Genomic DNA, 24,971 nt, shown 5'->3' with positions numbered 1-24,971 from the left:
AAGCCCCTTTCCGCTCCAGACGAGCGGCTGGTACTTCCGCAGAAAAACTCAACTACCGGGTAGAGGTCGAGCTCTATTGGCACTACGAGCTGACTTCGGCGCTGCTGGTCCGTCGGCTATCTGGGAGTGGGCCCCGATGCTCAACCGATCCAGGCCACCTGGTATGCGTGACGATACGGGGGTCGCGCACCCAGTCCCTGTTGCAAAATACCTAAGTGGAACTCGATAGGATGACTCTATCAGGGCCCGCACGCCAGGACCCCTGCCAATGCTGGGCACTCCTGTGCAAAAAACCCTTAGTTGCCATGCTGCCCCTACACTTGACGTGAGGCAAGGCAGTCTTAGTTGATGATTAACCCAGTCGTTAACTGGAGAAGTATGGAGGACTTCATTGAGTACCGGGGAAGGCAACGAAGGAAGCGCCTCATTAGCAGGCGCACAAGAGGTGTCTGAGGAGCTATTGAAGGCCTCGAAAACGCTAGCTGAGGCGCTTGATAAGGACTCTGGGCGACGTAAGGCCATCCCGATTCGCAAGAGCTTCGTCAGGGCAGAACAGGGGGCTGACAGCCCGCCCCCTCTTGCTGAGCTTGTCAGACGAGGCGGGCGGGGAGGCGGTGTAATTGTGAAGTTGTACCTCGCTCTCGTCTGGCGCTGCTCTGGCGGCGACTTTGACACCGACATCTCTGCCAGAGTGTGGGCGAGTCTCCTTGGACTCGAGGACCCAAACTTCAAAGGTGCCCGCCGCATCGCGAAGGCGATCAAAACTTTGGAGGACTGCAAGCTGATATCGGTGGTGCCGCGCCGAGGCGAACCATCAGTCATCACCCTTCTGGACGAATCAGGAGATAACTCCCCCTACGCCCTCCCCTCGACCGCATATGCATCGACGAAGCTGCGGAGAGACATCTATTTCAAGGTTCCAACGACCCTATGGACCGAAGGCTTCATCCAGCGGATGTCGGCGTCTGCGTTGACGATGTTGCTGATTCTCTTGGCAGAACGGTCGGGTGACGCCAGACCTGGGGAAACGAACGGAAAGGAGGTTTGGTGGAGCACTGAGCGGTTCCCCCAGCAGTATTTTGTCAGCCCCTCCATGAGATCTAGAGGAACCAAGGACCTGCGGGAGCTGAACCTCCTCTATGTTGAACGCGCGAGCGTAGCTCCGCCCGGAAACAAACGAACCTTCGCGCGGGAGCGGGTCAGGAACGTGTACAGGCTCCAAAACCAAGCGCTGGTATTCGTGGACGAGAAATCCCAGAACAGCGCGGAGGTCAGAAAGGGTGCTACCAAGAAACGGACGCCGACCCTCGTGCAAACCCTCAATGCATGGATGGAAGAGGAAAAAGAGGTGCAGTCATCCAGCTGAATTAGGGTCCTACCGTTTCGTTATGGGCACAATCGGATTTCCGGACGGTCTCTCCAGAACCGAGAAGCTTCGATCCCCCCTGCTCTCAAAGTCCTGAGTTTTCGACGGCCAAGCTATGGCGCAGAGGATCCGCTGTACTGACCTATGGCCATGCTCCGCGGAGGCAATGACGACATCGTCCTCCGCTACGCTGGCGGACACCTTGGAGAAGGTGTCTATGCCGTCGCAGTCCGAGGGTTCGGATCGTTGAAGTCACCGGGCGGGAGCCTGCCCAAGCCGCGCCATTCCGGGGCCTGCCCGCGGCGTCGGTTCCGGAGGCGAGCGGGCGCTGGAGGATGGAGCCTCCGAGGCGGCGGGGCATTCGCACCGCGGAATCCGGGACCTGCTTGATCACATCGGCGACAATGGTCCGTCCTGGTGATTGTGGAACTGGCATCGAGCACCCGGCGTTCGGACTATAACCAGGCGAAGGCCGAGGAGCCTGCCGACAGCGAAGAACTCGCCGCAGCTACTGCTAGTATCCGAGCTACTAGGCTCGAGCCGGCACACAATCACATGGTCACGCAGGCCGTACTTTGACAATGTGACATTTGGAGTAATATTCTCAGTACATGATTACTGAGGCAGTCGGCGAGATGCTTGAGCAGATCGCGTTCGAGATCCGCGAAGTGTACGAGGAGCGCGGCCACAATGTGGACTCGGCACTGGCTCAGGATTCGGCGTTCAGCGGATCCGGCCGCAGCCGTTCCTCACTGAGCCGTGACCTCGTTGCGCAGGCGTTTGTGACTGGCGCATCCCGGGTGGGGTTCGACCTCGACTCAGGAGCATGGGGTGCTAAGCAGTTCCGCGTCGATCTGGGCCGCGCTTTCGGTGTTTTCCGCTTGAAGAAGGCGGAAGCAAGAGCGGACGGGACTTACAAAGTTGTAACGAACAGTTCTTCTACATGGGGAGATGTCGACGAGGACACTCTGTTTGTCGAAATACCTTATGTGCTTGGTTACACGCTTAGCTCTAATCAGGTTGGTGACATTTTCTTTGCCGAGGTCCTTGGTGTAGTCGAGGGCAACCCGGGCGAACTCATCCTCGGACGTGCGGTGCTCCTCGGGGGACGGGGCCCTGTCGGCGGTGGCTCGTTTGAACCCGCGGTGGATGACGTCCTTCCGGGATTTGACGAGGCCGAGTCCGACGACTCTGCTTCGGGCGCCGCATGATCGAGCGTTTGTACGGATTTGAAGAGCGGTTAGGGTAATGGATATTCAAAGTGTTGGAGATCGAGTTCGACGGTTGCGCTTAGCATCCGGACTTGGTCAGGTCGAACTAGCTGATCGCATCGGAATTGCGTCCGGCACCGTGTCGATGATTGAGACTGGGGCGCTGCCGCTGCCCCATGCTCATGTCACATTGCTTGCCCATACCCTCGGTGTGACGGAGGCCTACCTCCTTCGTAGTCGAGCTGAACCCGTCACCACCCGCCCGTTGCTGCGCGCCTACGCAGATGCGCCGAAGAAGTTGGTCGACACACTGTCTTCGGACATCGTCACCGCCGTCGAAGCCATAGAGGATCTCTCGCTCAAGCGCGTCCCAGATTCACTCCTCTATTTCGATGAGGATTTGAACGACGACGACGCCATTGAACGGTTTGCTGCCGAGATCAGAACCCGCGCAGGGTTGTCCGCACATGCAATCGTAGACAGCGCAATTCGATCTGCAGAGCGGCTTGGCTGTCTTGTCCTTCCCATGGACAGTGAACTCGGTCGCCACCTAGGCATGTCGATGCGGGTGGACGATGTGCCCGTGCTTCGTGTAAGTAGGTCCTCGGTGAACCTGGAGCATGCTGTTCCAGGTGACCGCCAACGATTCACCGTAGCTCACGAGCTCGGCCATCTTGTTCTACACCATGCGTCCCCGCAGCCGGCTAATCCCGCGGCAGCAACAAAGATGGAACGTGAAGCTCACCGATTTGCGTCGGCATTTCTGACCCCAGGTGACGCCGTAGTCGATGATCTCGCTGCTCGAGGAGGCAGAGTCACTCTCTCCAACCTCGCAAGTCTCAAGCAGAAGTGGGGGCTTTCCATCAAGGCGTTCGTCGTTCGATTCCAGCAACTCGGAGTTATTGATGACGACCAGGCGCGAAGCCTCTACAAACAGATCTCAGCGCGCAAATGGAACAAGCATGAGCCTGTCACCGTGGCAAATGAATCCGCAGTCTGGGTTCAGCGCGCAATCGCTAAGCAATTCCCCGGTTCAGCCGACCTAGTCGGTGATGCCGCTCACTGCAGCGGGTTGGATAGAAAGTACTTTCATACCTGGATGGACTGGAGCCCCGAGGCGTCTAGTTCCACGGACCTCGTCAGCTTGGCGGCCGTTCGCGAACGGAAGCGCACTGGACCGGTCAAATCAAGAATGGGTAGGGAGGTGAACAGTATGGCTAAAGGTGACATCAGCACATACAACGAAGACGGCGTGTGGAAGTCCAAGGTCGAGGGAAGCTCTCGGGCCGCCCACACGGGTGGCACGAAAGCAGAACAACAAGCGGTCGGACGTGACATGGCCCGTGATCGTGGAGTCGAACACACAATCCGTAATCTCAACGGACGGATTGGCGGGAAAAACTCCTACGGAAACGATCCCAACCCCCCAAAGGGATAGCTTCAATGCAACAGGAGGCACGACGTGAGGCAGCATGAAGTGAATCGCCGCCCGTCGTGCCTTCTCGCAGTTGAGGTCAGCTTCCATCCGGGGACGCTTAATGCGCCCGAGCGCCTGAGCGGAGTTGACGACTGTCAAGTTAGCCGGACATTGCCTTACGGCACTCTTGAGGGTCCATCAGGCTGGAGAGCTTTGGAGCTGTCCAGCCTAAATTGAGCGGACGCTTTACCATCTGAGCTCCGGAGCCATGAAGTGGCTCCGGAGGGGTTCGAACCCTCGACCTTCCGGTTAGTGAGCAATCCGGTCACGAACCAGCAGGGTCATGTTTCCTGTGCCCTAAGTTAGACAGCCGCTCTACCAATTGAGCTACGTCCCCATGATGGTGGAGACGAGGGGACTCGAACCCCCAACCTTCCGGTTAGTGAACAATCCGGTCGCGAACCGGTGGGGAACTCTCTTCCCTTGCCCAATCTAAATCAAGCGGACGCTCTGCCATCTGAGCTACAGAGCCATGAAGTGGCTCCGGAGGGGTTCGAACCCTCGACCTTCCGGTTAGTGAACAATCCGGTCACGAACCGGTGGGGAACCTTTCTCCCTTGCCCTTATACTAGTTATTGTATCAAAATGTCAAGTCATTGTCAAATTACTTCAATAAGTCAAGATGTTCCCCGCGAGTAAAGACGCCCTGCCCAGCCCTCAGAGACGACCGGTTACGGGACAATCGGAAAATCTGAAGAGACAAACCCGCTCATTGTCACGTGAGTGTTCACTTGTTCTACGGTGCGTGAACGTTCCGGTTCGCGGTTATGTGACCAGGGGTAGTCGTGATTTCGGGCTCAGTGAGCAGTTGGCGGACTTCGTCCTGCCTGTTCGGGCGGTGGTCAGGAATTGATAGAGCCGTTCGGCTTTGGCTGAGTCCCGGTGAACCAGTTCGATGGCTTCGTTGCGGCTATCTGCCATGGCTTTCCACGAATCGACCGGTTCGGCGACTGAGGTCGATGACTATGGCGCAAGCATCCCACCCGGGTGCAGGCCCGCAGCTGGGATGGCTTTACGATCACATCATGGCTGAGAGCATTCTGAAGACCACACAGCTGACCCCTGAAGGGGAGGCAGCTGTAGGTCGTATCGCAATCTGGGCCGCAATGGCGGAGCGGAATCTTGTGGACCTCATTCGCTTTCTGGAAGGCACCGATTCTGCCACGAACAAGAAGAACGCCACTCTCTCCGGCTCTGACGCGGTGAAGAAGAGTCGGAAGCTGGTGCGTGACAGCGCTGTTCTGCTGCCCGACGAGCGGAACGAAGTGTATCGGGTCCTGGATGAGGTCCGAAAACTACTTCAAGAACGTAACGTGGTGATTCACGCCATGGTAGGTACATCAGCGCGTGCAGGAGCCGCAACCTTTCGTAGCCCGCGGGGCAACCCAGACCGAACGCTCACAGTCGAGGACCTGGCACAGCTTGCAGAGCGAATCAATGAATTTGCCTGGCAGGTCTTCGACTGCCAGATACTGGTCGCTCGAGCCCATGAAAGGAGTCCATAGGCGCGGATGGCCGTGGTGGCCTCGCTGTCCGTAGCTTGGTGGCTACACCCGGTTCAACGGCGGCCGGAATACATGCCGAAGCCGAGCCTCCAACGCGGCAGCGTCATGTTCAGTATGCGCTCGAAGCCAGGAGACGTCACAGCCCAGCAGCCAGCTCCGAATCGCTGTCGCCTGCCCAGTCGTCACTTTCTGCCGGGTCGGATTGCCCGTGACATTGGGCGGGATCTGAAACAGCAGTTCACCTACGTTCCGACGCAACGAAGATCCCGCGAGGCTCACACCTTCGCCAAGGTGCGTCGAGAGCCGCTTCTGCAGACTTGTCGCCTTACCGACATACTGCGGCGCCCCACCACGTGACCACAGGTAAACCCCCGGCTCTTTCGGCAGATCTGCGCGGGTTAGACCACTTGCAGCACGTCTCGGCACCGCAAGGAGCCGACTCCAGTCCTTGCCCGCAGGCTCAGCGGAGTCGGGCGTTGTCGACGATGTCGCCTTGTCTAGCGCATCGAGGATGGTGTCCATCTCGAAGTCGTCCTCGGCACCGTAAATATTCAGATCGCCTTGGTCGTAGGAGTTTGTCATGACGCAACAGTATCGCCATTAAAATTGCAGACAAGAGCAGGAGGGCCAGGCTGACCCTTCCTGCGCAGCGGGTCCGAAAGGCGGTCGCTCTGCGCCCGTGCAGGCGACTTTGGGAAGTCGCGCAGACGACTGTGAGAAACGACATCGAGGGCTTAAACGGGTTCTGAGGAGGTGGCAGAAGCCATGTGCGAAAGTGCGGCGATCGATTACCGTACTCAGATGGGTTTTGCCCCCACCGCGAGGTGTGGCGTTGGGGTACACCCAAACGCAACTGTGCAAAACACCTCGAAACGTGTTGTTTTGGGGTCGTTTTCTGGCTTTTGCATCGGATGTGCGCGGAGGTCTAGACATCGTGCATCACTGCCCGGTCCCCGCCGGTTGTCCGCCAGCACCGTCCTGGAAGTGGTGCCTATGGGAATTCCTCAGCGCTTTTGGCCCGTGGTCCATTCGTCACGGCTGATACGGAATTGCAGGTGATGGCTGTCCCTGTCGAGGAAGGTCTCCGCTGCGCCTTAGCTGGTTTCTCGCATATCTAGGGAGCGCATGATCCAGACGGATGAGGCATTGGCCGCTGCCGCCTCCGCCGGCTGGCAGCGGAAATGCCAACCGACAGCCCTTGTCAGCAGTGACTGGAATGATGAATATATGAGCGACGAGACTAAGCAGCTAGATTCCGAGGACGAGACGGATCCCATGGAAGCGAGCGAACCACCAGAGGACAGCACCCCTGGGCCTGTCGCATCCTCGGAAGACGACAGCCCTGAGGAGGAAGGGGACGAGACCCCTCTCGCGGCAATGGTTCGCGAGATGGGCGAGGAGGCAGCTGGCAACAGCCGCTCCATCCGAGAGATCCTCGATAAGCCAGGTCAGCCACTGTCACCTGGTGCTCCTATCGCCGCTGAGATGCAGGAGACGATTCGGAGGGTTTTGAACCCCCTGCAGGATTACTACAACGCCGTCAGCATGAAAGCCGTGAATCCTCTCCTGCCGGCAATGGAAAATCTTTTCAAGGTTCCGGGCTTTGGCGTCCAGAAGGTCAATCCCCTTGGCTTGGAAACGGTGTCTGTCCTTAAAGATCTCAGCTCAATCGGTGTGGCAAACCAGAACATGCTGCAAGGCGTCCTCAGGGAGTCCAACTGGCTGAAAACGCTTGATGTCTTTGCCCTGCAACGGAAGGAGTGGGGGCGACTGTTCGGGACGATCCTGCAGTCCGGCTTCGCCCGTAGCACGCAGGATTTCCTTGCCACCTCGGAGGGGCTCAAATACACGTCGAACCGAACGGTGTGGCACTACACCAGCGGATACGTGCTCCTCCAGGTTCTAAACAAAGGCTACGTGTGGTCGTCGGCTCCACAAAACCTCAACGATGCTTCCGAGATTACGCATGGCATCAGGATTATCAAGCAGGCGTTTAGGGAAGCCCAGGACAGGCTTCGAGAGGAAGCTGATGAGGATGGTCAGGCAATCCGCGAGAAGATCAAGGACGCAACCCGTAAGAAGGTCAAGCAGACGCTGAAGGAGGTCTTGAACAAGGACTACTTCAGGAATGCCATGAACGAGATTTACATCATCAGTGCCTCGGCAGACGACGATTCTCTTACGCTATTCCGGAACTACGCCAACGGGGACGGCTTCGGTATCGGCTTCGACCCCAAGGTTGAGCTGTCCCCTGAGGGACTCGTGCTCGATGCTGATAATGATGACGATGATGCGGACCAGGACAGCCCTCGACCTATCGGTGGGTGGTATCGAGTCCATTACACGCCCCAGAAGAAAAAGAAGGTCGCTGATGAGTTCGTCCAGAACGCCATCAAGGACATCATGCGGACTGATCGAGATGACATCCCGTTCCTCGTAGCTGAGCTGCGGCGACACATCCTTATCGTGGCTTCGACTATGAAAGACAATGCGTTTAAGGATGAGAGAGAGGTCCGCTACATCACCACCAACTGGTCACCCCTCGAAAGCGTGGTTCATTACGAGCACGCGAGGAACAGCATTGTCCCGGTCCTGTACATACGAACCTCCTCAGACAACCAGAACGAACCCCTGCCCCTTCGCGGCATCCGTTGCAGTCCCGTAGCGCCTGCAGGAATCGTCCGAACGATTGAAGGGCTTCTCGTGCAGCAGGGCTACAAGAAGGCGAGTAAGAACGTGAGGAAGTCCCAGCAACCTTTCAAGGGGTGAGCCTCAGGACGGTCCGAGCAGGAGTCCCCTCTCCTGTTTCCGTACCCTCTGTGCCTTCCTGACAAGTTTTTGGGGGCCGGCGACCGTGCGCTCATGCAGGCCACAGACCAGTCATCCGTGGTCTCAGCAAAGGATCCTTTGACCGGACGGCCGGCAGGGTTCTGCAGCGCATCGGGCGAACCCAGCAATGACGCGAAATTCCGGGAGCAGGTTCTGTCTCAGCAATGTGTCTCACGCGCGATATTCTCAACAAAGCAGAAGGCAGCCTTTGATGAGTGTGGGAAGCAGGAAATGGGAAGTATCGGCTACGCCAGGGTCAGCACCCTGGATCAGAACGCCGACCTGCAGCACGCAGCGTTGGAGGCGGCCGGCTGCGACCGGATCTTCACCGACCATGGGGTGAGCGGCACGATGGCCAGTAGGCCCGAACTGGACAAACTCCTCGACCACCTCCGGAAGGGTGATGAGGTCGTGGTCTGGAAGCTGGACCGGCTCGGGCGCAACACCCGAAACCTGCTGGCCCTGATCGATGACCTGGAGAATAGGGGAGTGCACTTCCGCAGCGTCACCGAGGGCATCAGCACCACCGGCCCAATGGGCAAAGCCATGCTCACCGTCATGTCGGCCTTCGCGCAACTCGAACGGGACCAGCTCGCCGAGCGCACCAGGGCAGGTATGGCCGCCGCCGCGGAACACGGGCGGAAAGCCGGCAGGCGGGAAATCACCACCGACCACGCCAAGGTCAAACGCGCCAAGGACCTTCGAGCCCAGGGACTCGCCCCGGCCGATATTGGAAAAATTATCGGAGCCAGCCGGGCCACGGTGTACCGCTACCTCAGTATCGGGGCAGAAAATCAACCTATGTAACGAGAGCTTCAGGATATTGCCGGACGGGCTGTCAGCGTGATGTTTTGCCTCTGGTTTTTCGGGGCGGGAGGAGAAGCCAGCCGCCCCACGCGAGGGTCGCAGCCAGGGGCAGCGCCGCAGCGACCGTGGGCGGATAGTGCGGGTACGCGGTGTGGATGGTGGAGCCGTCCTCCATGATGTATTCGCATTCGATGCCGAAGGGAAACGTCGTGAAGGTCCCGGCGGGCAGGGACGGCGCGCCTTCGGGGGCGTAGATGGTTCCCTCGGGCCGCTCATCGAGGCAGATGCCGGATATGCCTGTACCCGGGTGTGCCAGGGCGGCTCCATTCAGGTAGGCCAGCACAAAATAGGCGCCAATGGACAATACGAGGGCGAGCAGGAACGCCCCTAACCTCAGGATCATTCCGGATCTCCTGTCGTTGCGGCGCCCCGCCCTTCAACGCGCGTCCTCCGATGGTTCAGGAGGACGGTGCTGAACCAGGCGAGGGTCACTGCCATGGGGAGTACTCCGGCAACAGTTGCACCGTAGCTGGGGTAGTTCGTTCGCGTGGTTGAGCCGTCAAACATGACGTATTCACAGGTGAGCCCTAGAGGGGCGAAGGTGTACTCCCCGCTGGGTAGTGACGGTGCGCCTTCCGGGGCGTAGATGGTTCCCTCTGGTCTCTCAGAGAGGCAGAAGCCCGAAATAGTTTGATATAGGCGATCCAGTCTGACCGAGTCGACGTATCCGAGGGAAAAATACCAGAGGCCGGACAGGATTGCCGCTGCCAAAAATATGCCGACTTTGTGGCTCATTCAGTTGACCCCACTGTCTAGGGAACGATCCCGCATTGCAGTGAGCATAACCGCCGCCAACAGCCCGAATGATCCGTACCGCGGTCGTTTTAGGACGAACCACGTGGAGACACGTTTCTGAGATACTGCGAGGCCCGTAAGCACGGGAGCGTGGATCCTCAGCACTCACCTGTTCAACTGTCTTATAAAGCTTTAGTTTTTCGAAACACCCACCACGGTAGTGGACCCCTAGATCGACGTTTCACTTGTGGTACCTGTGCGCCCATTTTCACCGTCCAGGGTAAACGCCCCTCCTGCGGCCTGACGCGGTCAGCAAACCTGAAGCTCCTGCACAGTGTCAGGAGACGAACGCCAAAGGGGACACACTGTAGAGAACTCAGAGCAGATTTTCCTGTAGACAAGTTATGCTCGGCTCAAAAAGGCACCGCTGAGGTCGCACGGAGGCAACAACATGAAACCTTGGACTCATCCCCAAGAGCTACGCGGGCGAATCTATTTTTCGGTCCTTATCGTCATTACAATCGTCTCCGCGATTGTGATACCTCTTGTGCTGTTGCAAGATCCCACGCGCGACCACATAATCATTTCCATACTGGCACCCATTATCTGTGGTCTGGGCGTGTTCTTCTGTATAAAGGCCATCAAGAAGCTCCCTGACGAGTATCGGACGGAACCAGAGCCCGATGCTACGCCCGGACAGGACCGCTGAATGGCCTGGGTTCAATCGCGTCTGCCCCCGGGTGCATCGAGCGGGCAAGCGACGTTGTGCTCCCCATGGCAAGCAGGACAGCCAGCGGCACAAGGCTGCAACCAACTGTGGGTTTAACCGGCGACTAACCTCTCGTTGAGAATTGCCGCGTTGAGGGATCGGCTAATCACGTAAGGCGCACGACGTAGCGGAGGATGTACAAATGGCACAGAACAAGACCGTTACCGGAAAGTCACTGCTCTTCTTCCTCGGCCTGTCGATTGTTATCGGAGTTGCGATCGGGTTCCTTCAGGGGTGGCAGTACTCTTTCATCGGTCTTGGCGCTGGGCTCGGTCCCTTGATTGGCGCCTACTTTGGCAATAAGAAGGCAGCCGAGGTGGATGCCTACCGTGACGAGTGGTTGGGAAAGCGAAAGGCACGTCGAGAAGGTCGTTCGACGGAGAAACCCACGGAGTAAAGCCTTTCGCTGAAGGATCCCTTAGCGGGCGCTTTTCAAGGCGGATCCAGCGGGGCGAGAGAGGGATAATCTGCGGTCTTCACTGTCTCCTGACCGGGTGCAATCACACCGCTCACAAGAATCTGGCAAATGGGAATCGTGCGCGAGCAATAGCCAAGTTGCGGTGCAGGCAACCCCTGTCACAGTTCCGCTGGTTGATCTGCAGGCGCGTTATTTTCGTTCTGAGGTTTTTTTCGCATAGACCGGATCAGACCTGGTGGTGATGATCATGCCCAAGACCAGCATGGACACGGCTATCCAAACGCTTGGAGAATTCGAGTCGTATCCGAGGAGTGCCAGCGTTGGAAGGCCTACCGCGGCCAATATGGCGAGAACGAAGAACGTTCGAGCGATCCGCTTCATTCTGCGTTGTCTCGTTAAAGATTCTGGTGGGAACCCGTCCATGTCGCCCATCATCATTTCGGCCCATTCCTCGGTTTATCGTTGCACCGACATTTCACACTGTAGCGGTGCAGGCCCAGGTTGCGGATACCCCGCATCAGCGGGCAACTGTTGCAGGGCACACGAGCTTCGAGGTATCGATAGGAAGCAGAGACAGCACATGTTCACCGGACACTCCACGCCCGACGTGGGGCGGTATCGCTGACTGTAGAGCGGCATCGTTGCTGCCCTATAGCGAGCCCGTTGCTGGTCCACCGATGCACATGAGGATCGACTTGCGCGCACTCCCGACACTGGCGCGGCCGCGATCTATCCCGGCGAGCTGCAGGTTCGTGCAGAGGAGTTCGAGAGACCGGATGCCCACACTCGCCTGCACATACCCCGGAACGGCGCGGCACGCTGTGCAGACGACTGCGAGAAACGACAGTGCAAAAAAACTGCCACTGATCACGGACGATCTAAAGACGATGACCGACCGGGGTGAGGCCGTTACTGGACGCTCGTACCCACCGCAGGCGAGTACCTGACGGCACTGAGGGCCGTGCCGCTCGACCCTAGTTTTATTCCGACTTCCAAAATAACTTTCGGAGCATGTCTAAATGTGCTTGAACGCCACAAGCGGAGTCTGGTGAAAGTTTTTAAAAGAATTTCATCCTTCAGATCTTCGCCTTAGACGAAAGACGTTCCGCGAAGGGTGAAGCATTAGCGTTCCACTTAGACACTCACGCTTAGTACTAGCCGGACTGGTAACCCTGGCAAGGCCAAACCTGTGAGGGGCACCGAAAGCGGGCAAGTGCCCATCATCGTGGAGGTTTGAAGTAGGTATCTTCCCGGTAGAATCTGGGCAAAGGACTAGAACGCTAGTGGCCTCTACTCGCCGCAGCTAAGGCTGCATCCTTCCGGATCCTCCCCTGAGATCCCATCCGACGCGGCATAGAAAGGCACGAAGTTGCGAAGAATTATCTCACCCAGAAGGCCTGGATTGGTATCTTCTATATCCGGGGCTTTGATGATAGCGAGCGCCCTATTCGTATTATTCGGCTTCCCACGGACTCACGACGGGCGACAACTGATGTTGTACATGGCGCTATCCGGAAACTTCTACGCAGGGATACTATTTCTTCTCGGTGTTGCCGCGCTTGGCACAGGATTGGGCATTATCGCCTATCGACTAATTCACCGAATTGCGAACCTCGCTGTCAAACGTGCAGTTTCGATTCTTATCATCGTTGTTACTCTTGCGGCCGCAGTAATATTATCCATACCGACATTGGTGGTGATACTGACCGCTTTCGGCTCGGTCCCCTTCAAAGAGGTCTCCGGTACTGGAGAGTCTGTGATTGTGGTCAGAGGCTCATGGGACCCTGACCACATTGAGATCTGGACTCAAGAGGGACCCTTTCTTTATTCCCTGAAGAAATCCGGGGTCCTTTTCAGCGAGAACACCCCAGTCTCATCTGCCACTTGCTCTCTAATCTCGGAAGACAAAGAGCTAATACTAATTTGTGGTGATGATCAGGAACCGGCATCCCGGTAATGGCCCCGCATATGAGTGAACCTACACTTAGATCGGTTCCATCACCCTACCCAGCTCGTGCAGATACTTGGAGGATTCATTGAAGGCACTGTCCATCCTTGTTGCGGTTTCCGAACCCGTAAGTCTCTGACCCACTGAAGCCACGGTTGCAAAAGCTCAGGAGGGGCCCTAGAACGACACGTTTCGGGGCGTTTTGAACAGTTGCGTTTGGGTGTACTCGACGCAACACCTCGGGACTTGTGGCAGAACCCGTCTAAACTCAGCTACTTGACGGGACATCGCGGCGATCGTCCGCCGCCGAACGTGCCGGAAGCTCTAAGGAAGATGGGGTACGCCGGTGAGACAGGGGCTCAGGTTTCTCTGGCAGAGCCTTGTTGCGTCGCTGGTTTTCGTCGTCTCGATGCTGGCCATACTTGCGCTGGCATTGATGGGTGCCGATCATTTCCTGTTCTGGGAGGACCGCCAGGGAAGGACCTGCAAATCCTATGACCCCAACCGGTGCCGGGATCTCAGTTTGGGAGTGATCGTGGAGGCTCTAGGCTCCCCACTTCCCTCCGGTACCAAGGTGGTGCACTCCAAAACCTACCGGGATGAAGGCATCGCCTACCTGGAGGCCGACCTGGAAATCGCAGGCCCTGTTAGCCCGACGGAGCTCGAAACCAGCGAACCCGGATACCTGGTCTCGGTCACAGACTCGGCCAAGCAGGAAGGCATTAAAGGCATCTTCATCCGCATCGAAGCTCGAAACGGAATACGCGGCCTACCCGTGAGCTGGTAGGAGCAGGCCACTCTGGGCTCGGGGTTGGGGCCCTCGCGGCCGTGACTCCGGGCAGGGTTTGGGCGAACCGCGCTCCGTCACGCCCGGATTCCTCGGCTCGATTGTTCTCACGCTCCAGACTCCAGATCACGAACCCGAACAGCCCCGCAAGGAGAGCCACTAGGGCGCGGCCAATACTGTGCAACACGGGCCGGCATCGATGCCGCCGGGACGTCCGTTGGATCGGCGTTTTCACCTCCAGGCCCCTTTCAAAGTGCCACTCCCCTAGGCAAACAGGTCACCAATGCCTCTCGCTGGGCAGCGTACTTCCGATTCACGCAGAGCAAAGCTACTTTGTCGGCGACGAAGGGCTGGCCAGGGCAGCACTTCGACCGGTAGGTGGCCACCGGTTCCTCTCCGCTGCCGAACTGGGTTGATGAACACCTCAGCGACGCACTGATTCAGCCCGACATGGTCACCAGCCCTGACTCAGCGGGTAGCTGCTGTCATTTGCGCACCGCATGACTTGAAGAACGCCCGCAGATTCGCCGGTTCGCCTCGGCGTGCGGTCTCCACCACCGATGCCTCGAAAGCCTCTGGGTTCTGGTGCATGGCCTTGATTATCGGCAGGGACGTGTACTTCCCGATTTCGACCATGGCGGCATCTTCCCCCACCACATCACCGGAATCGACAGCGCCAAGGTATTCCGCCATCCAGGCACAAAGCCAGTACTCGGCGACAGCGACATCCTCCACTCCCTCTTCAATCACAACGTCCTTGCCGGCGCCCACTGGTTCGGTCGACCACGAAAAACCATCCGGCAGCTCCTCGGGAAACTCCTCAATGGCCCTGAGCCTCTCCGCCGCCATATCTTCCTGACCAATCAGCCGGGGCAGGTCCCCCGCCCTTGTCAGGCCCGATGCCTCACCCTGGGGTTGCGTCGGCTCCGGCATGGCCGGCACGGTCGCACCGGCCTCAGGCGGGGCCGTCCGCGCGGGCGGGCTGGTGGCAGCACCACAACCGGCCAGGGACATAGCGGCAGCAACGGCACAGCACAACAGAATTCGCGATCGCATGGTTTCCCCCAATTTCCCACCCCCGATGGGCAGTTCAAGAACAATAACCCAACCGAATCCTCTTGTCCGAAGAGAACGAGGGCAAAACACCACCGAAAGAACCGGCACGCCCAGCAAATCCCAGCTTGCAATGGAAGCAAAGCAACTTCGAAACGCCGTCAACACCCGATTGCTGAATTGCGAAGGGAGGATCCCCGGCCCTGGTCTGGCCCCCGTCTCCCAGGGATCACCAACTACCGCGCTCGACGCGCCCGGGAAAGCGCACGCTGGAGGATCGGCTTTCGCGCCATTCGCTCCTGAGCAAGTAGTTGGCTACTCAGTGTTGGTTGTACCTGGGGCGGGAAGTGCTGGGAGGACGGGCATAGGCATTGGGGTCGCGTTCATCATCTCTTCCCGAGTCAGTGGTGGGACTTCTCCGACCGTGCAGCTGGTAGCTCCGGTTGTCCCACCGCTTCCCTGTGCAGGATCGGTAACAACTGTCTCCTCACACGATGGGATTGTTTCGGCGCCCGACGCGCTTCCGGGATCCGGGGTAGTTCCTGGTGCTACCGGAGCCGCAGGGTCCGGGCCGGCAGGTTCTGCTCCAGTCACGGGAGGTTCCTGTGTCGGCATGTCTGTCGCCGTGACTTCCCGGACGGTGACCTCGCTATCAGGAAGCACCGTTTGCAGGCATGCCGCGATACGGGACGCATCCTCCTTTGTGCCCCCCGGAGTGAGGACGACTCCCATCGCCGAAGACGGGTAATCAGCCGTCAGCCAGGTCTCAGCAACAACAGGATCAGCCATGCACTGCGAGGGGTCTCCGCCCTGAGTACCGCTCACCTCAACCTGCCAATGAGCTGGACCCGGCTCAATGCTTGGCGTCTCCGGGACAGGTGCAGTTTCTACCCGTATCAGGGGAGCATTGTCTGCTCCTGGGCTATATCCGCATCCGGTGATCAGAAGCACCACTGCAAATGGGAAAGCTTCTACGATCTGTCTCACGGGACCCCCACCAGTGACAGCCGAACCCAAACGGTCCAGCATAACCGTGATGCTAGTCCCAAGCCCTTGCGAAAACGAGGGATCTCACTAAAACTGTCGTCCACGCACGATGGAGGATCGGCATACGGACGTATAGCGAGGTCTTCCATGGCATACTGACACCGGCTCGCTAGACTTCCCTGCATGCCCTACGTGCCAGAATTGAAAACCGTTGTAGCCCGATATGCAAAGAGTCTCGCCGTTCCCAACGGTCTTCAACAACTGCACGTAAGGAAGAAACACAGGCCCGAAGCCAAACATATGGCACTTGGACCAGCCATAGTCCTGACGTCCTTGTCCGCTTTCGAGGGATTCCTAGAGGAATTTGTTGCAGTCGTAGGAGCGAAACGAGGACTGAGCTTCGCTCAGATTGCCAAGCTGGCGAACACAAACTCTCCGTCTCTTCGGGACTTCGAAAAGAATCTAGTTTCCCAACTAGGGAACTGGTCTCCCAACACTTGGCGGGGCCAATTTGCTTTGACGGTGTATTCACCGCCGCAGCTTGGACAGAGCAACTGGTGGACTGAAGCAGACATCTCGTGGGAGCAAACCCTAGACCAAGCTGACGGATGGCTGCAGGTCCGCCACTCATTGGCCCATGGGCTCACTCGTGGCTATCTCTCGGAACATTGGCCCACTCCTATGAAGCATGGCATTCACGCGTCTTCTGTGCTGCGGCCACAAAAAGACAACAAATACTCGCTTACCCTTCACGGCGCTATCACCTGTGCCCGCGTGTTCAGGCACTCTTCAGAGGCTCTGGTGACGCAGACGGCTCTTGCTCTCGGGGAGAAACCGCCGAGTTGGCGAGCTGTACCCAAGTTCCCACTTGCTGGCGCAGAACAGGAATAGACCTAACTGTCTGTCGTTGTCGGCACTGCTGAGGCGGAGCAAACCGAACGCTTAGTTGCATTGGTGCTGTTAGGAGGAATTCGAGTCAGGAGAACGAGCATAAGAGCATCCGCATACGGACATACTCATGCTCCTCCGTTCTAGTTTGCGGACACGCCTTGTCCTCGAAGGACACCCTCTCGGTAACCGACGCTCATAGAGTGCCACCATGGACCTCGTGCTTCCACCGTTCAAGGTGACTCCCGCCGCAATCACAAAAATCGAACAACTTGGAGGACGCACCCGCCTCGACCTCGAGGTGGGCGGCTGCTCGGGACATACCTATGTATTCAGTATCAGCCACGCGCTCGGTTCTGATCTTGTGTACGGGTGCCCAGGGGCAGAACTGATCGTCAGTGCTTCCGCGCATGCAGTTCTTACGGGAGCGACTGTGGACTACAGCGACCGAATCAAGCCCCCGCGATTTCGAGTAATTAATAACGCAAACACGGCGCTACGGTGCCCGTGCAACAGATCCTTTGGACAGGAATGGCCGGGAAAGAGACAACCGACATGCCGCGCAAGAACCAAGATGCCCTGGGATGAGTGACCGGGACAAAGCCAGACAAGTCTCCCGCGGATAACGTCCGCTAGAGGATGCTCATACGCACCATTTTCGAGCGCGCGGGTATTACAGACCCGGGACGGCAAAGCCGACGCTAACGAGCTGGGGTGCACTAGCTCGTTCTCCGGTCGCCCGTTGATTGCAGATGGCGCAGGGGGCACTTAGGCTCGGAAGTTAAGGCACAGGTATGGGAAGGAGACTCACATCAGGACCTACCTGATCATTGCCGGCGGACTGCTCGTTGCCGCTGTGATCCTGAGTCTCATATTGAACAATTGGGATGTGCTGATCGGCACGACGCTTGCGATAGCCATGATAGCTATCGGTGAACGCGTCTCCGAGTGGAGCTACAGGTACTCCGAGAAGACTGAAGAGCATCGTGAGAGATGGCTCGGCAAGAACACCATTCAAACCACCTACTATTATGACGACGCCGATGCGCCCTCGTCGGACCCTGAAAATGGGAAGAGCCCTCCTTTGTAGACATGCCTTGCGAGAGGAGGTCGCTCTCCCCGCCGCAAAAGCGCCCGCTGGGGGATCCTCAGTGCAACAGACTTGCCGAGGAAGCACTCCCTACAACGTGTACCTGCGATCGTGTATCACGGAGGTGAAGGCGCACGGGAAATTGTCAGGAGTAAGGAAATTTCGCTTCCCACAGGACTTCACCGTCGATCCTGACTGAGGTCGGGGAAAGTCCAAGCCGCTGAGCAACACCTGCAGATGCACTATGGTCAGGACGAATCAACGCCTGCACGGAACGTACCCGGCGCCCTTTCAACCATGCAAGCACGGCTGCTGAACTCTCCACTGCTGCGCCGCTGCCTTGGGCCGGTGGAGTAATGAGCCATGCCAGATCAGCGACCAGTTGGTCGCCTCCACCCGTCAGGGTTGCTTGAACGAAGCCGATTGGTTGGCCGGACGTTTTCGTACGGATGATCCAGTTGAGCCAACCCGCCTTACCGTCAGGGGAGCTTCCGGTCGACTGCCTCGCATAACGTACTCGCAAGACCTCAGGGGTTGGGGGCTCGCCCCCTGTGAAGTGGTACAGGTCCCGGAAGGCGAGGACGTCGACCATTTCATCCGCGTGATCTTCGAAGAGAGGCTCCAAGAGGAAGCGGGTCGTGTCGAGGAGTTCTGCAGCCGGCCACATCATAGGTCCATGGTTGCACGCACTCTGCTAGCCCTTCCCCAGGTGCAGGTGAACTGATGGGGCGTAGATGCATCCCTCACTGCGACCCCTGGCGATGGGTTTGGTCCTGCCGCTTTTCGAAGTCTGAGTGATCGGAGACCCTCTCAATGAAGCGATGGTCAAGCCCGTAGGATGATGACCGAACCTTGGTCTATTTTTGGATTGAGGTTTCTAGTGTGAGCGTGGGTTCACACCATTACGGGGGTCAACTTGGATGAGCAGGAAAATCGGCATTCTGCTGCTCGCTCTCGAGCTCTCCACTCTCTGGTATTTCTCCATCGCGCACATCGTCTCTTGGAGTCTCACCCGCGACGGGCCTGAGGTCTCAGGCATTTGCGTCCATGACAAGCTTCCTGAAGGCACAGTCCACGTTCCGGGCGTTGTTCCCTACCCCGGCGGTGATACTACTGACGTCCCTATCGGCTTCTACTGCGTCTTCAAGATGAGCGACGGTTCAACCCTGCGGACATTCCATCCTGACTGGATCGCGACCTCCGTAACCGCTCTGCCGACAGTTGCGACACTTGCCTGGGGCGCTTCACTCTTCACCGGACGTCCAAGAAGTTCTCCGAGCACAGCCACACCAGACAACGGCTCCAGCTCCCCGACCCGATAGGGCCGACAGCGAGCTGTCTCCTCGTGGCCGTAAGGGATCCCTCAGGGGGCGCTTTAACGGGCTGGTCGAACGCGATGTTCGGGGCCGTGGTGGTGGATCTTTGGCGGTACCTCGACCCGCGGAGGCCTTGATCCCATAGACCCATCATGGTGCTGGCGTCTACTTCCTGGGGCGTTTTCGGCGGAGCCGGTTCAAGGCATCGCCGGCGAGTTTGTCACCATTGCGTGCAGCGTCTTTCAGGAGAGTTCTGCCTTCCTGCCGGTGCCCCGCATTCCACAGGGCCAGCCCAAGGTTGTGGGCGGCATTGGGTTCACCTGAGTCCAGGGCCCGGCGGAGCAAAGCGATTTCTTCGGCGGGCCGGTTATCCTCGCCGTGGAGATTCGCCAAGGGAATCAGGACATCCACACTGCCCCAGTCGGCGTGCTGCTGCAGGAGTGCGATTGCTTCATCTCCTTTGAGTTCGCCCATGAGAACGAGCTCTACTGCGGCCTCGGGGTTGGTGTCTTTGGCTTCCTGCAGAACGCTCAAGGCGCGCTGGTGATCACCAAGTGCCCGATAGGCGCGTGCCAGCCGCAGCGGAACCGCCGGGTGTGCCTCTGCCCGCTCAAACCAAGCGATCGCAGTTTCGGCATCGCCGAGGTCGAGGTGGACCTGCGCCAGGGTAAGGGCAGCGTGCTGGTCGCGCGCATCGTAGGCCTTTTCAAGGGGTAGAAGCGCCTCCCGGAGCCTGCCCTCGTCCCACAGGAAGATGCCGTAGTTCAGGAGCGCATCGGTGACGCCCGCATCGGTGACGCCCGCATCGATGGCAAGCAGGTAGAGCACCTCGACAGCGTCCGCCTTGGAGATGTGTCGCAGATCGTTCGCCGCGTCGTACAGCCCCTCGGGAGTCGTGAAGCCGGCATATTCGATCGATTTCCGAAAGCTGAGCCGCCGATTGTCTTCTGGTCGCATTTGTTCCACCAGTTCAATTTCGCACACGCGTATAAGTTTCCCTCAAAGAGCCCTCGTCGACTGTCCGCTAACGGATCCCGCTGCGAACACTTTTTCGGGCGGGTGCAATGCAGCATGCTGGGCATGAGTCGGAAGCAGGACGGACTGCTCGCTGTTACCGGCCCTGTTCGACGAAAACCTTGAGCCCTCGGGTGGATGAGCGCCGGGGCTAACGATACGGTCCTCGTACTTGTTCCAATGCAGCTATCTAAAGACGGAGCACCACGCATTTCCGGGCATGGGAGCCGGTTGCGCGTTCCTCATGCGTTCCTCGGTCCAAAACTCATCGTTCGATTCGGCACTCTCGTCAGGGGGTCGGCTCTTCATCACAGCCATGGGTTCACTCGGAGCGCTGGTTCGGAAGGCCCCACATCCCCAGGGCTTAGGCAACGCGACCACGCCGGACAAAACCAGAACACCAATGAGCAGAAGGACGACTGTCTTGTGTCGTGGTTTCGCCATGACTTAGTGGACCATAGAAAGCCACTGTCGCCGCGGGCGTCTAGCTAACGATTCGATTTGAAAGCGCGGATAGTGACACAGGAAGCAGAAGCGGTCCGTAGCTGAACTGATGTTGCGTCGGGAGCGTCCAGTGCTTTACGGACTGTCTGTAGAGGATCCTCCTGCGGCACGAAGCATTGCCTCCACTTGGGCGTCTGACTCTTAGCCGGGAGTCCTGGTGTGAGCGCTTGCGCCTGTTCCTCCAGATCCGCTGCCGAGCTCAGCTTCAAGGAAAGCGCACGCCTGTTCCGAGGCTGCCACCTGGGGCAGCCCGCCGCTGGTCTGGAGATGGACGTGTTTCCAATCGCGTTGCCAGCGGAACGGCGTGCCCGCGGGAGCCTCTGAGGATGCAGTGAGGACAGCGTTGCGGAAAGTTTTGACCGGACCAGCGGGGGAGCCTTGCTCATCCTCAACCCGGGTCTGAAAGAGCAATGTCGTGGCTTGCAGTCGGCCGACTCCTATCTCCCAGAGGTCCCTCAGCGACCCCGGCGTAGACTGCGGGAAACGTATCGCACAGTCAAAGATGCCGCTCTCCAGATCGCTCGCGAGCCGGTCCGCCCGCTCGGCCTTGAGCGGTTTCATAAGCAGGTAATACCCGATACCAAGGAACAGACCAGTCACCAAAAGACTGACCCAGAAAGGCAGACCCACAGCTTCGAGAATGTCGCTCAGCACCAAGGTTGGGACCACGGGGAACACCAGCAGCCAGAAACCCAACTTCTCCCACCGGCCACGAGGCGCCCGCTTGATGTCCTCCATACCGCCACACTACTAATGTGGGCCCAGAAATCCTCCGGGAGAGGTTCGACAACGGTCCTGATGATCCTGTTGAGCTGATCGAACTCCGGGCGTTTGCAGCTAGGTTTGAGAGCCGGAGGCCGAACATTGCAGGCCTCATTGATCAGCGGGAGATTCCTTGACGGAAAAATGGACGCATCCGACAGTGCGCCGCGGCACGATCTGGTGGACGCTGCAAAGCATAGTCTTCGGCGGGCTTACGGTTACATTGGTGTTTCTCGCCTTTTGGAACCCTTCCACCGAGGCGACTATCGCAGCAGTTGCAGCTCTTGTCCTTGGGCCCCTTCTGATCTTCATGGCGATTAAACAAATTAAGAGCCTTCGTCATGGGTATCGATACTCCGACGAAGAGCCGCAGCAAGCCAAGTAAAGAACGCTCTTCGTCCCATAGGATGATCCTCTAGTACAACGTTGCAGTACCCTGTGACCCCGCCACTCTCGCAGAAGGCACATGTGAGTGACCGGTCGAAGCCCACGGACGAGGCCGGAGCGCTCAAAAGCCGTTGGGGGAGATGGCCGCTGTCACGGCGAAGGCTGATCCGACGACCATCGCCATGATGCCGAAGAGGCGCGCGTAAAGGGGCGTCGAGAGGAAGGACCGCGAGTAGTCGACGCCCATGGGCCGGTACTCCTTGATGGCGGATGCCATCCTATCGGCGGTGCCGTTGATGTTCAGGCTCGCGCACAGACCCAGCAGTAAGAACAGGGTGCCCACTCCCACGAAAGCGAATCTTCGTGCTTCCGCGAGATCCAAGAAGAAGGTGGCGAACAGCAGCACGAAGGCAAGGAAGATCAGGACGTACAGCGTCTTCGCGGGCTGCGGGAGCCTGCCGATGAACGAGAACATGCGGCCAGCCTACGACACCGGGTGAGAGGTGGTGGCTCGGGTGCAGGCTGGGCCGAGGTTGGGAACAAGACAAGCGGCCCGCGCTGGGCATCGTGCCGCGTGAGGGTGAGCCTAGCTGTCTTGCCCAGTGAGGATGACGATCCTTCACCGCGACACATCCCAAGGGATCTGCTTGGCTACTGATGTATCTACAGGGTGGCAAGGCCGGGCAGGGGTGCGGGCGGGGTGGCCAGGTTGAAAGAGCTGGTGAGAGAAGTGCGTAGTCCGTCACACGTTTACCACACGGAAACGATGAAATACGATGACATATCGTGGACCTTGCAGGTCACCAAAAACGCCTAGATTCCGGGGATTATTGGCACGATGACAGGCTTAGGCAAGTATTGAAATAGGCCGTCCCCTGAGAAAAGGTCAGGGGTTCGATTCCCCTAAGCTCCACTACGAAGGCCCTTTGGCCTGCAGCACCTCGGCATAGCCAATCCGCGTGTGGTCATCGACGGCGACGTGGATGAAGTTCATACCCAATGCCCCGGACCCTCACCTCCTCCGAGCGCCGATGGGCCCGCCAGCCGCCGTCGAGGATCCGGCCGAGCTTTTTCACATCCAGGTGCACCAGCTCCCCGGGCGCGCCGCAGCAGCTGCGTGCATCCCACAAGGAAGGTATCGACCGCGTCGGTGACGAGGTTGGCACCCCGGTCGTTGCTTTCAACGGCACGGCCTTCTTCGGGCCGGTTCGATCCGAATGTTGTGGATCGATCGGAATAAAACCTATCGAAGGACTGTTGGACTGGTTGACGGCATTCGACGGGCGTGGCTTCCGGCTTCTGCGATTGCTTGTCCGGTTCAACTGATTCCTTCTGTTAGAAAGATATGAATATGACATCTCCACTGGGCATTATCGGTTCGGGAACGATGGGTGAAACGTTTGCCCGTCTTGCCGTTGCGGCCGGATTAAACGTCATGATCAGTAACTCCAGGGGTCCTGAGACCCTGAAGGATCTGGTCCAGGATCTGGGGCCTCTCGCCCGTGCGGGATCGGTCACCGACGTCGCCCGTGAGGCTGACATCGTGATCGCGTCCGTCCCCCTTATCGCTTACAAGCAGTTGCCCGCTGACGCTCTGGCGGGAAAGATTGTTATCGACTCGATCAACTACTACCCGCAACGCGACGGGCAGATTGCGGTTCTTGATGAGAATGCCTCAACTTCCAGTGAGTTGGTCCAGGCCCATCTAGCATCATCGTTTGTGGTGAAAGCCTTCAATAACATCGCCTTCGCAAGTCTCGGCAACGGTGCTCGTCCGAAGGGCGACCCGGAGCGGAGCACCCTGCCGGTCAGCGGTGACGACGCAGCAGCGAAAGCACGCGTCATGGACCTGCTGGACACGCTTGGCTACGATGCACTGGACGCCGGCAGGCTGGGCGACAGCTGGCGCAGAGAACCCCTCACTCCGATTTACGTCAAGCCGTACATGCCGGAATGGCCCGCCGAACGGATGACCTTGGATCAGCTGTTCGCCTGGCTTCGGGCAGCACCGGTTATCCCGATGTCACGGCAGCGTGCTGCCGACCTGCTCGCCAGCGCCGTCCGCGGAACCGCCGGCGGCCGCCTCCCCGACACCATCTGAGCGCCCTCCAGGACAGTGCTCCACGGATAGGCCGGCCGGTGGAGGAGTCCGCCCGCGTCGTGGTCCGCCTGGCGACCCTCGGTGCGGACGGCCCCACCGGCACGCTGCAGGACGAGAACGGCAACGTTTCCTGGTAGCGGCCGGCCCAACGTGCTGAGGTGAGCGCCGGAGCGCTCACCTCAGAACGTTGTCCCTGCCATCGGTGTCGAATGTTCTCCCACGCACACGCCTTCCGCACCAGAGAGATGACATCTTGACCAGCACCACCACACACGAATCCGCACGAGAATCCACACCCCATCGGCCTGCCTCCTGGGGAGGCGTCATTTCCCTGGGTATCGGAATTTTCGCCATCTGATCGGCCTGACCGCTCTGGCCATCGTGTCCAATGTCATCGTGGCCCTGGCACCCAGCCTGACCGTGCTGCTTCTGGCACGGGTCCTCCTCGGCATCGCACTCGGCGGTTTCTGGGCCATGACCACCGCGATGGCGGCCAGGCTGGTCCGCGGCGACCACCTCGGCCGCGCCCTGACCATCATCAACGCCGGCGTGTCCGTCGCGACCGTCGTCGCTGTTCCCCTTGGCGCGTGGCTGGGAGAAATCTGGGGCTGGCGCGGGGTGTTCTTCCTCGGCGCCGGCGCCGGCGTCGGGCTCATCGCGCTCATCGCGCAGACGGCCACCCTGCCGCACCTCATCCCAACGGCCGTCAGCGGCCTGCGCGCCCTTGGAGCCACGCTGCGCTCGGGCCTCGTCATCGCCGGCCTCACCGCCATCCTGCTGATCTTCGGCGGCCATTTCAGCGGCTTCACCTACATCCGCCCGGCAGCGGAAAGCGTCTCGAACATCGACGCCGGGGGCCTGGCTGTCATGCTCCTGGTCTTCGGCATCGCCAATGTCCTGGGCACCGCCCTGAGCGGGCCCATCGCCGACCGGTCCCTCCGCGCCGCGGTCTTCCTG

21 protein-coding genes and 1 pseudogene are annotated in these 24,971 nt (G+C 58.8%); 15 read left to right on the top strand and 7 right to left on the bottom strand.

Features of this window, described 5'->3' with window-relative positions; all coding sequences use genetic code 11:
* Positions 1-391 precede the first annotated feature (391 nt).
* The 4 genes from GVV77_RS16720 (at position 392) to GVV77_RS16705 (ending at position 5,559) form a co-directional block, all read left to right on the top strand.
* Positions 392-1,366: a hypothetical protein gene (locus GVV77_RS16720; RefSeq protein WP_159620299.1), complete on the top strand. Its 975-nt coding sequence runs from the start codon at positions 392-394 to the stop codon at positions 1,364-1,366.
* Positions 1,367-1,977: 611 nt separating this feature from the next.
* On the top strand, positions 1,978-2,577 hold the full coding sequence (locus GVV77_RS16715) for a hypothetical protein (protein ID WP_159620297.1): 600 nt from the start codon (positions 1,978-1,980) through the stop codon (positions 2,575-2,577).
* Between the two features lie 37 nt (positions 2,578-2,614).
* Entirely contained in the window at positions 2,615-4,015 is a 1,401-nt protein-coding gene (locus GVV77_RS16710) for an ImmA/IrrE family metallo-endopeptidase (RefSeq protein ID WP_159620295.1), read from the top strand.
* Between the two features lie 1,064 nt (positions 4,016-5,079).
* Entirely contained in the window at positions 5,080-5,559 is a 480-nt protein-coding gene (locus tag GVV77_RS16705) for a hypothetical protein (RefSeq protein ID WP_159620293.1), read from the top strand.
* A gap of 42 nt (positions 5,560-5,601) precedes the next feature.
* On the opposite strand, the gene GVV77_RS16700 is transcribed toward GVV77_RS16705, so the two are convergent.
* Positions 5,602-6,141, bottom strand: a complete 540-nt coding sequence (locus tag GVV77_RS16700; RefSeq protein WP_159620291.1) for a GIY-YIG nuclease family protein — start codon at positions 6,139-6,141, stop codon at positions 5,602-5,604.
* 645 nt (positions 6,142-6,786) lie between these two features.
* On the opposite strand from GVV77_RS16700, the gene GVV77_RS16695 reads away from it, so the two are divergent.
* Together GVV77_RS16695 and GVV77_RS16690 are read left to right on the top strand one after the other, a co-directional pair.
* The gene (locus tag GVV77_RS16695) at positions 6,787-8,328 is read left to right on the top strand and encodes a DUF2971 domain-containing protein (RefSeq protein WP_159620289.1); all 1,542 of its coding nucleotides are present in this window, start codon (positions 6,787-6,789) and stop codon (positions 8,326-8,328) included.
* Between the two features lie 291 nt (positions 8,329-8,619).
* A complete protein-coding gene (locus tag GVV77_RS16690; RefSeq protein ID WP_159620287.1) occupies positions 8,620-9,195 on the top strand; it encodes a recombinase family protein in 576 nt (191 codons plus the stop codon).
* A 31-nt stretch (positions 9,196-9,226) separates the two neighbouring features.
* Here GVV77_RS16690 and GVV77_RS16685 read toward each other — a convergent pair whose 3' ends face one another.
* Positions 9,227-9,598 carry a hypothetical protein gene (locus GVV77_RS16685; RefSeq protein ID WP_159620285.1) on the bottom strand — a complete coding sequence of 124 codons (372 nt, stop codon included), beginning with the start codon at positions 9,596-9,598 and terminating at the stop codon, positions 9,227-9,229.
* Between the two features lie 1,303 nt (positions 9,599-10,901).
* Between GVV77_RS16685 and GVV77_RS16680 the strand changes: the two genes are divergently transcribed.
* From GVV77_RS16680 to GVV77_RS16670, 3 genes are all read left to right on the top strand, one after another.
* Positions 10,902-11,156 carry a hypothetical protein gene (locus tag GVV77_RS16680; protein ID WP_159620283.1) on the top strand — a complete coding sequence of 85 codons (255 nt, stop codon included), beginning with the start codon at positions 10,902-10,904 and terminating at the stop codon, positions 11,154-11,156.
* A 1,522-nt stretch (positions 11,157-12,678) separates the two neighbouring features.
* Positions 12,679-13,134 (top strand): hypothetical protein, encoded by a 456-nt coding sequence (locus GVV77_RS16675; RefSeq protein WP_159620281.1) that lies wholly within the window; start codon positions 12,679-12,681, stop codon positions 13,132-13,134.
* A 337-nt stretch (positions 13,135-13,471) separates the two neighbouring features.
* Positions 13,472-13,912 (top strand): hypothetical protein, encoded by a 441-nt coding sequence (locus GVV77_RS16670; protein ID WP_159620279.1) that lies wholly within the window; start codon positions 13,472-13,474, stop codon positions 13,910-13,912.
* Between the two features lie 468 nt (positions 13,913-14,380).
* Here GVV77_RS16670 and GVV77_RS16665 read toward each other — a convergent pair whose 3' ends face one another.
* Complete coding sequence (locus tag GVV77_RS16665) at positions 14,381-14,845, bottom strand: hypothetical protein (RefSeq protein WP_159620277.1); 465 nt, start codon at positions 14,843-14,845, stop codon at positions 14,381-14,383.
* 2,884 nt (positions 14,846-17,729) lie between these two features.
* Between GVV77_RS16665 and GVV77_RS16660 the strand changes: the two genes are divergently transcribed.
* A complete protein-coding gene (locus tag GVV77_RS16660; RefSeq protein WP_159620275.1) occupies positions 17,730-17,930 on the top strand; it encodes a hypothetical protein in 201 nt (66 codons plus the stop codon).
* A 145-nt stretch (positions 17,931-18,075) separates the two neighbouring features.
* Here GVV77_RS16660 and GVV77_RS16655 read toward each other — a convergent pair whose 3' ends face one another.
* The 3 genes from GVV77_RS16655 to GVV77_RS16645 form a co-directional block, all read right to left on the bottom strand.
* Complete coding sequence (locus GVV77_RS16655) at positions 18,076-18,600, bottom strand: GNAT family N-acetyltransferase (protein ID WP_159620274.1); 525 nt, start codon at positions 18,598-18,600, stop codon at positions 18,076-18,078.
* Positions 18,601-19,411: 811 nt separating this feature from the next.
* Positions 19,412-20,230 (bottom strand): tetratricopeptide repeat protein, encoded by an 819-nt coding sequence (locus GVV77_RS16650; RefSeq protein WP_159620272.1) that lies wholly within the window; start codon positions 20,228-20,230, stop codon positions 19,412-19,414.
* Between the two features lie 675 nt (positions 20,231-20,905).
* Positions 20,906-21,502 (bottom strand): hypothetical protein, encoded by a 597-nt coding sequence (locus tag GVV77_RS16645; RefSeq protein ID WP_159620270.1) that lies wholly within the window; start codon positions 21,500-21,502, stop codon positions 20,906-20,908.
* Between the two features lie 17 nt (positions 21,503-21,519).
* On the opposite strand from GVV77_RS16645, the gene GVV77_RS16640 reads away from it, so the two are divergent.
* Both GVV77_RS16640 and GVV77_RS16635 read left to right on the top strand, forming a co-directional pair.
* A complete protein-coding gene (locus tag GVV77_RS16640) occupies positions 21,520-21,663 on the top strand; it encodes a hypothetical protein (RefSeq protein WP_159620268.1) in 144 nt (47 codons plus the stop codon).
* Entirely contained in the window at positions 21,660-21,911 is a 252-nt protein-coding gene (locus GVV77_RS16635; RefSeq protein ID WP_159620266.1) for a hypothetical protein, read from the top strand. Before GVV77_RS16640 ends, GVV77_RS16635 begins: the two co-directional genes overlap by 4 nt.
* 123 nt (positions 21,912-22,034) lie before the next feature.
* Here the strand turns inward: GVV77_RS16635 and GVV77_RS16630 are convergent, their stop codons facing one another.
* Complete coding sequence (locus GVV77_RS16630; RefSeq protein ID WP_159620264.1) at positions 22,035-22,388, bottom strand: hypothetical protein; 354 nt, start codon at positions 22,386-22,388, stop codon at positions 22,035-22,037.
* A gap of 635 nt (positions 22,389-23,023) precedes the next feature.
* Here GVV77_RS16630 and GVV77_RS18630 point away from each other — a divergent pair.
* The 3 genes and pseudogenes from GVV77_RS18630 to GVV77_RS16620 all read left to right on the top strand — a co-directional run.
* A pseudogene (locus tag GVV77_RS18630) lies at positions 23,024-23,122 on the top strand (mycothiol-dependent nitroreductase Rv2466c family protein); the annotation flags it as partial.
* A 142-nt stretch (positions 23,123-23,264) separates the two neighbouring features.
* On the top strand, positions 23,265-24,014 hold the full coding sequence (locus tag GVV77_RS16625; protein ID WP_159620262.1) for an NADPH-dependent F420 reductase: 750 nt from the start codon (positions 23,265-23,267) through the stop codon (positions 24,012-24,014).
* A gap of 276 nt (positions 24,015-24,290) precedes the next feature.
* Positions 24,291-24,971 (top strand): MFS transporter (locus GVV77_RS16620; RefSeq protein WP_159620330.1); only part of this gene is annotated, 681 nt, incomplete at its 3' end.

The organism is Arthrobacter zhaoguopingii, from assembly GCF_009828605.1.
GTDB classification, from domain to species: Bacteria; Actinomycetota; Actinomycetes; order Actinomycetales; family Micrococcaceae; genus Arthrobacter_D; species Arthrobacter_D zhaoguopingii.
This window is presented reverse-complemented; position numbering and strand designations above follow the sequence as displayed.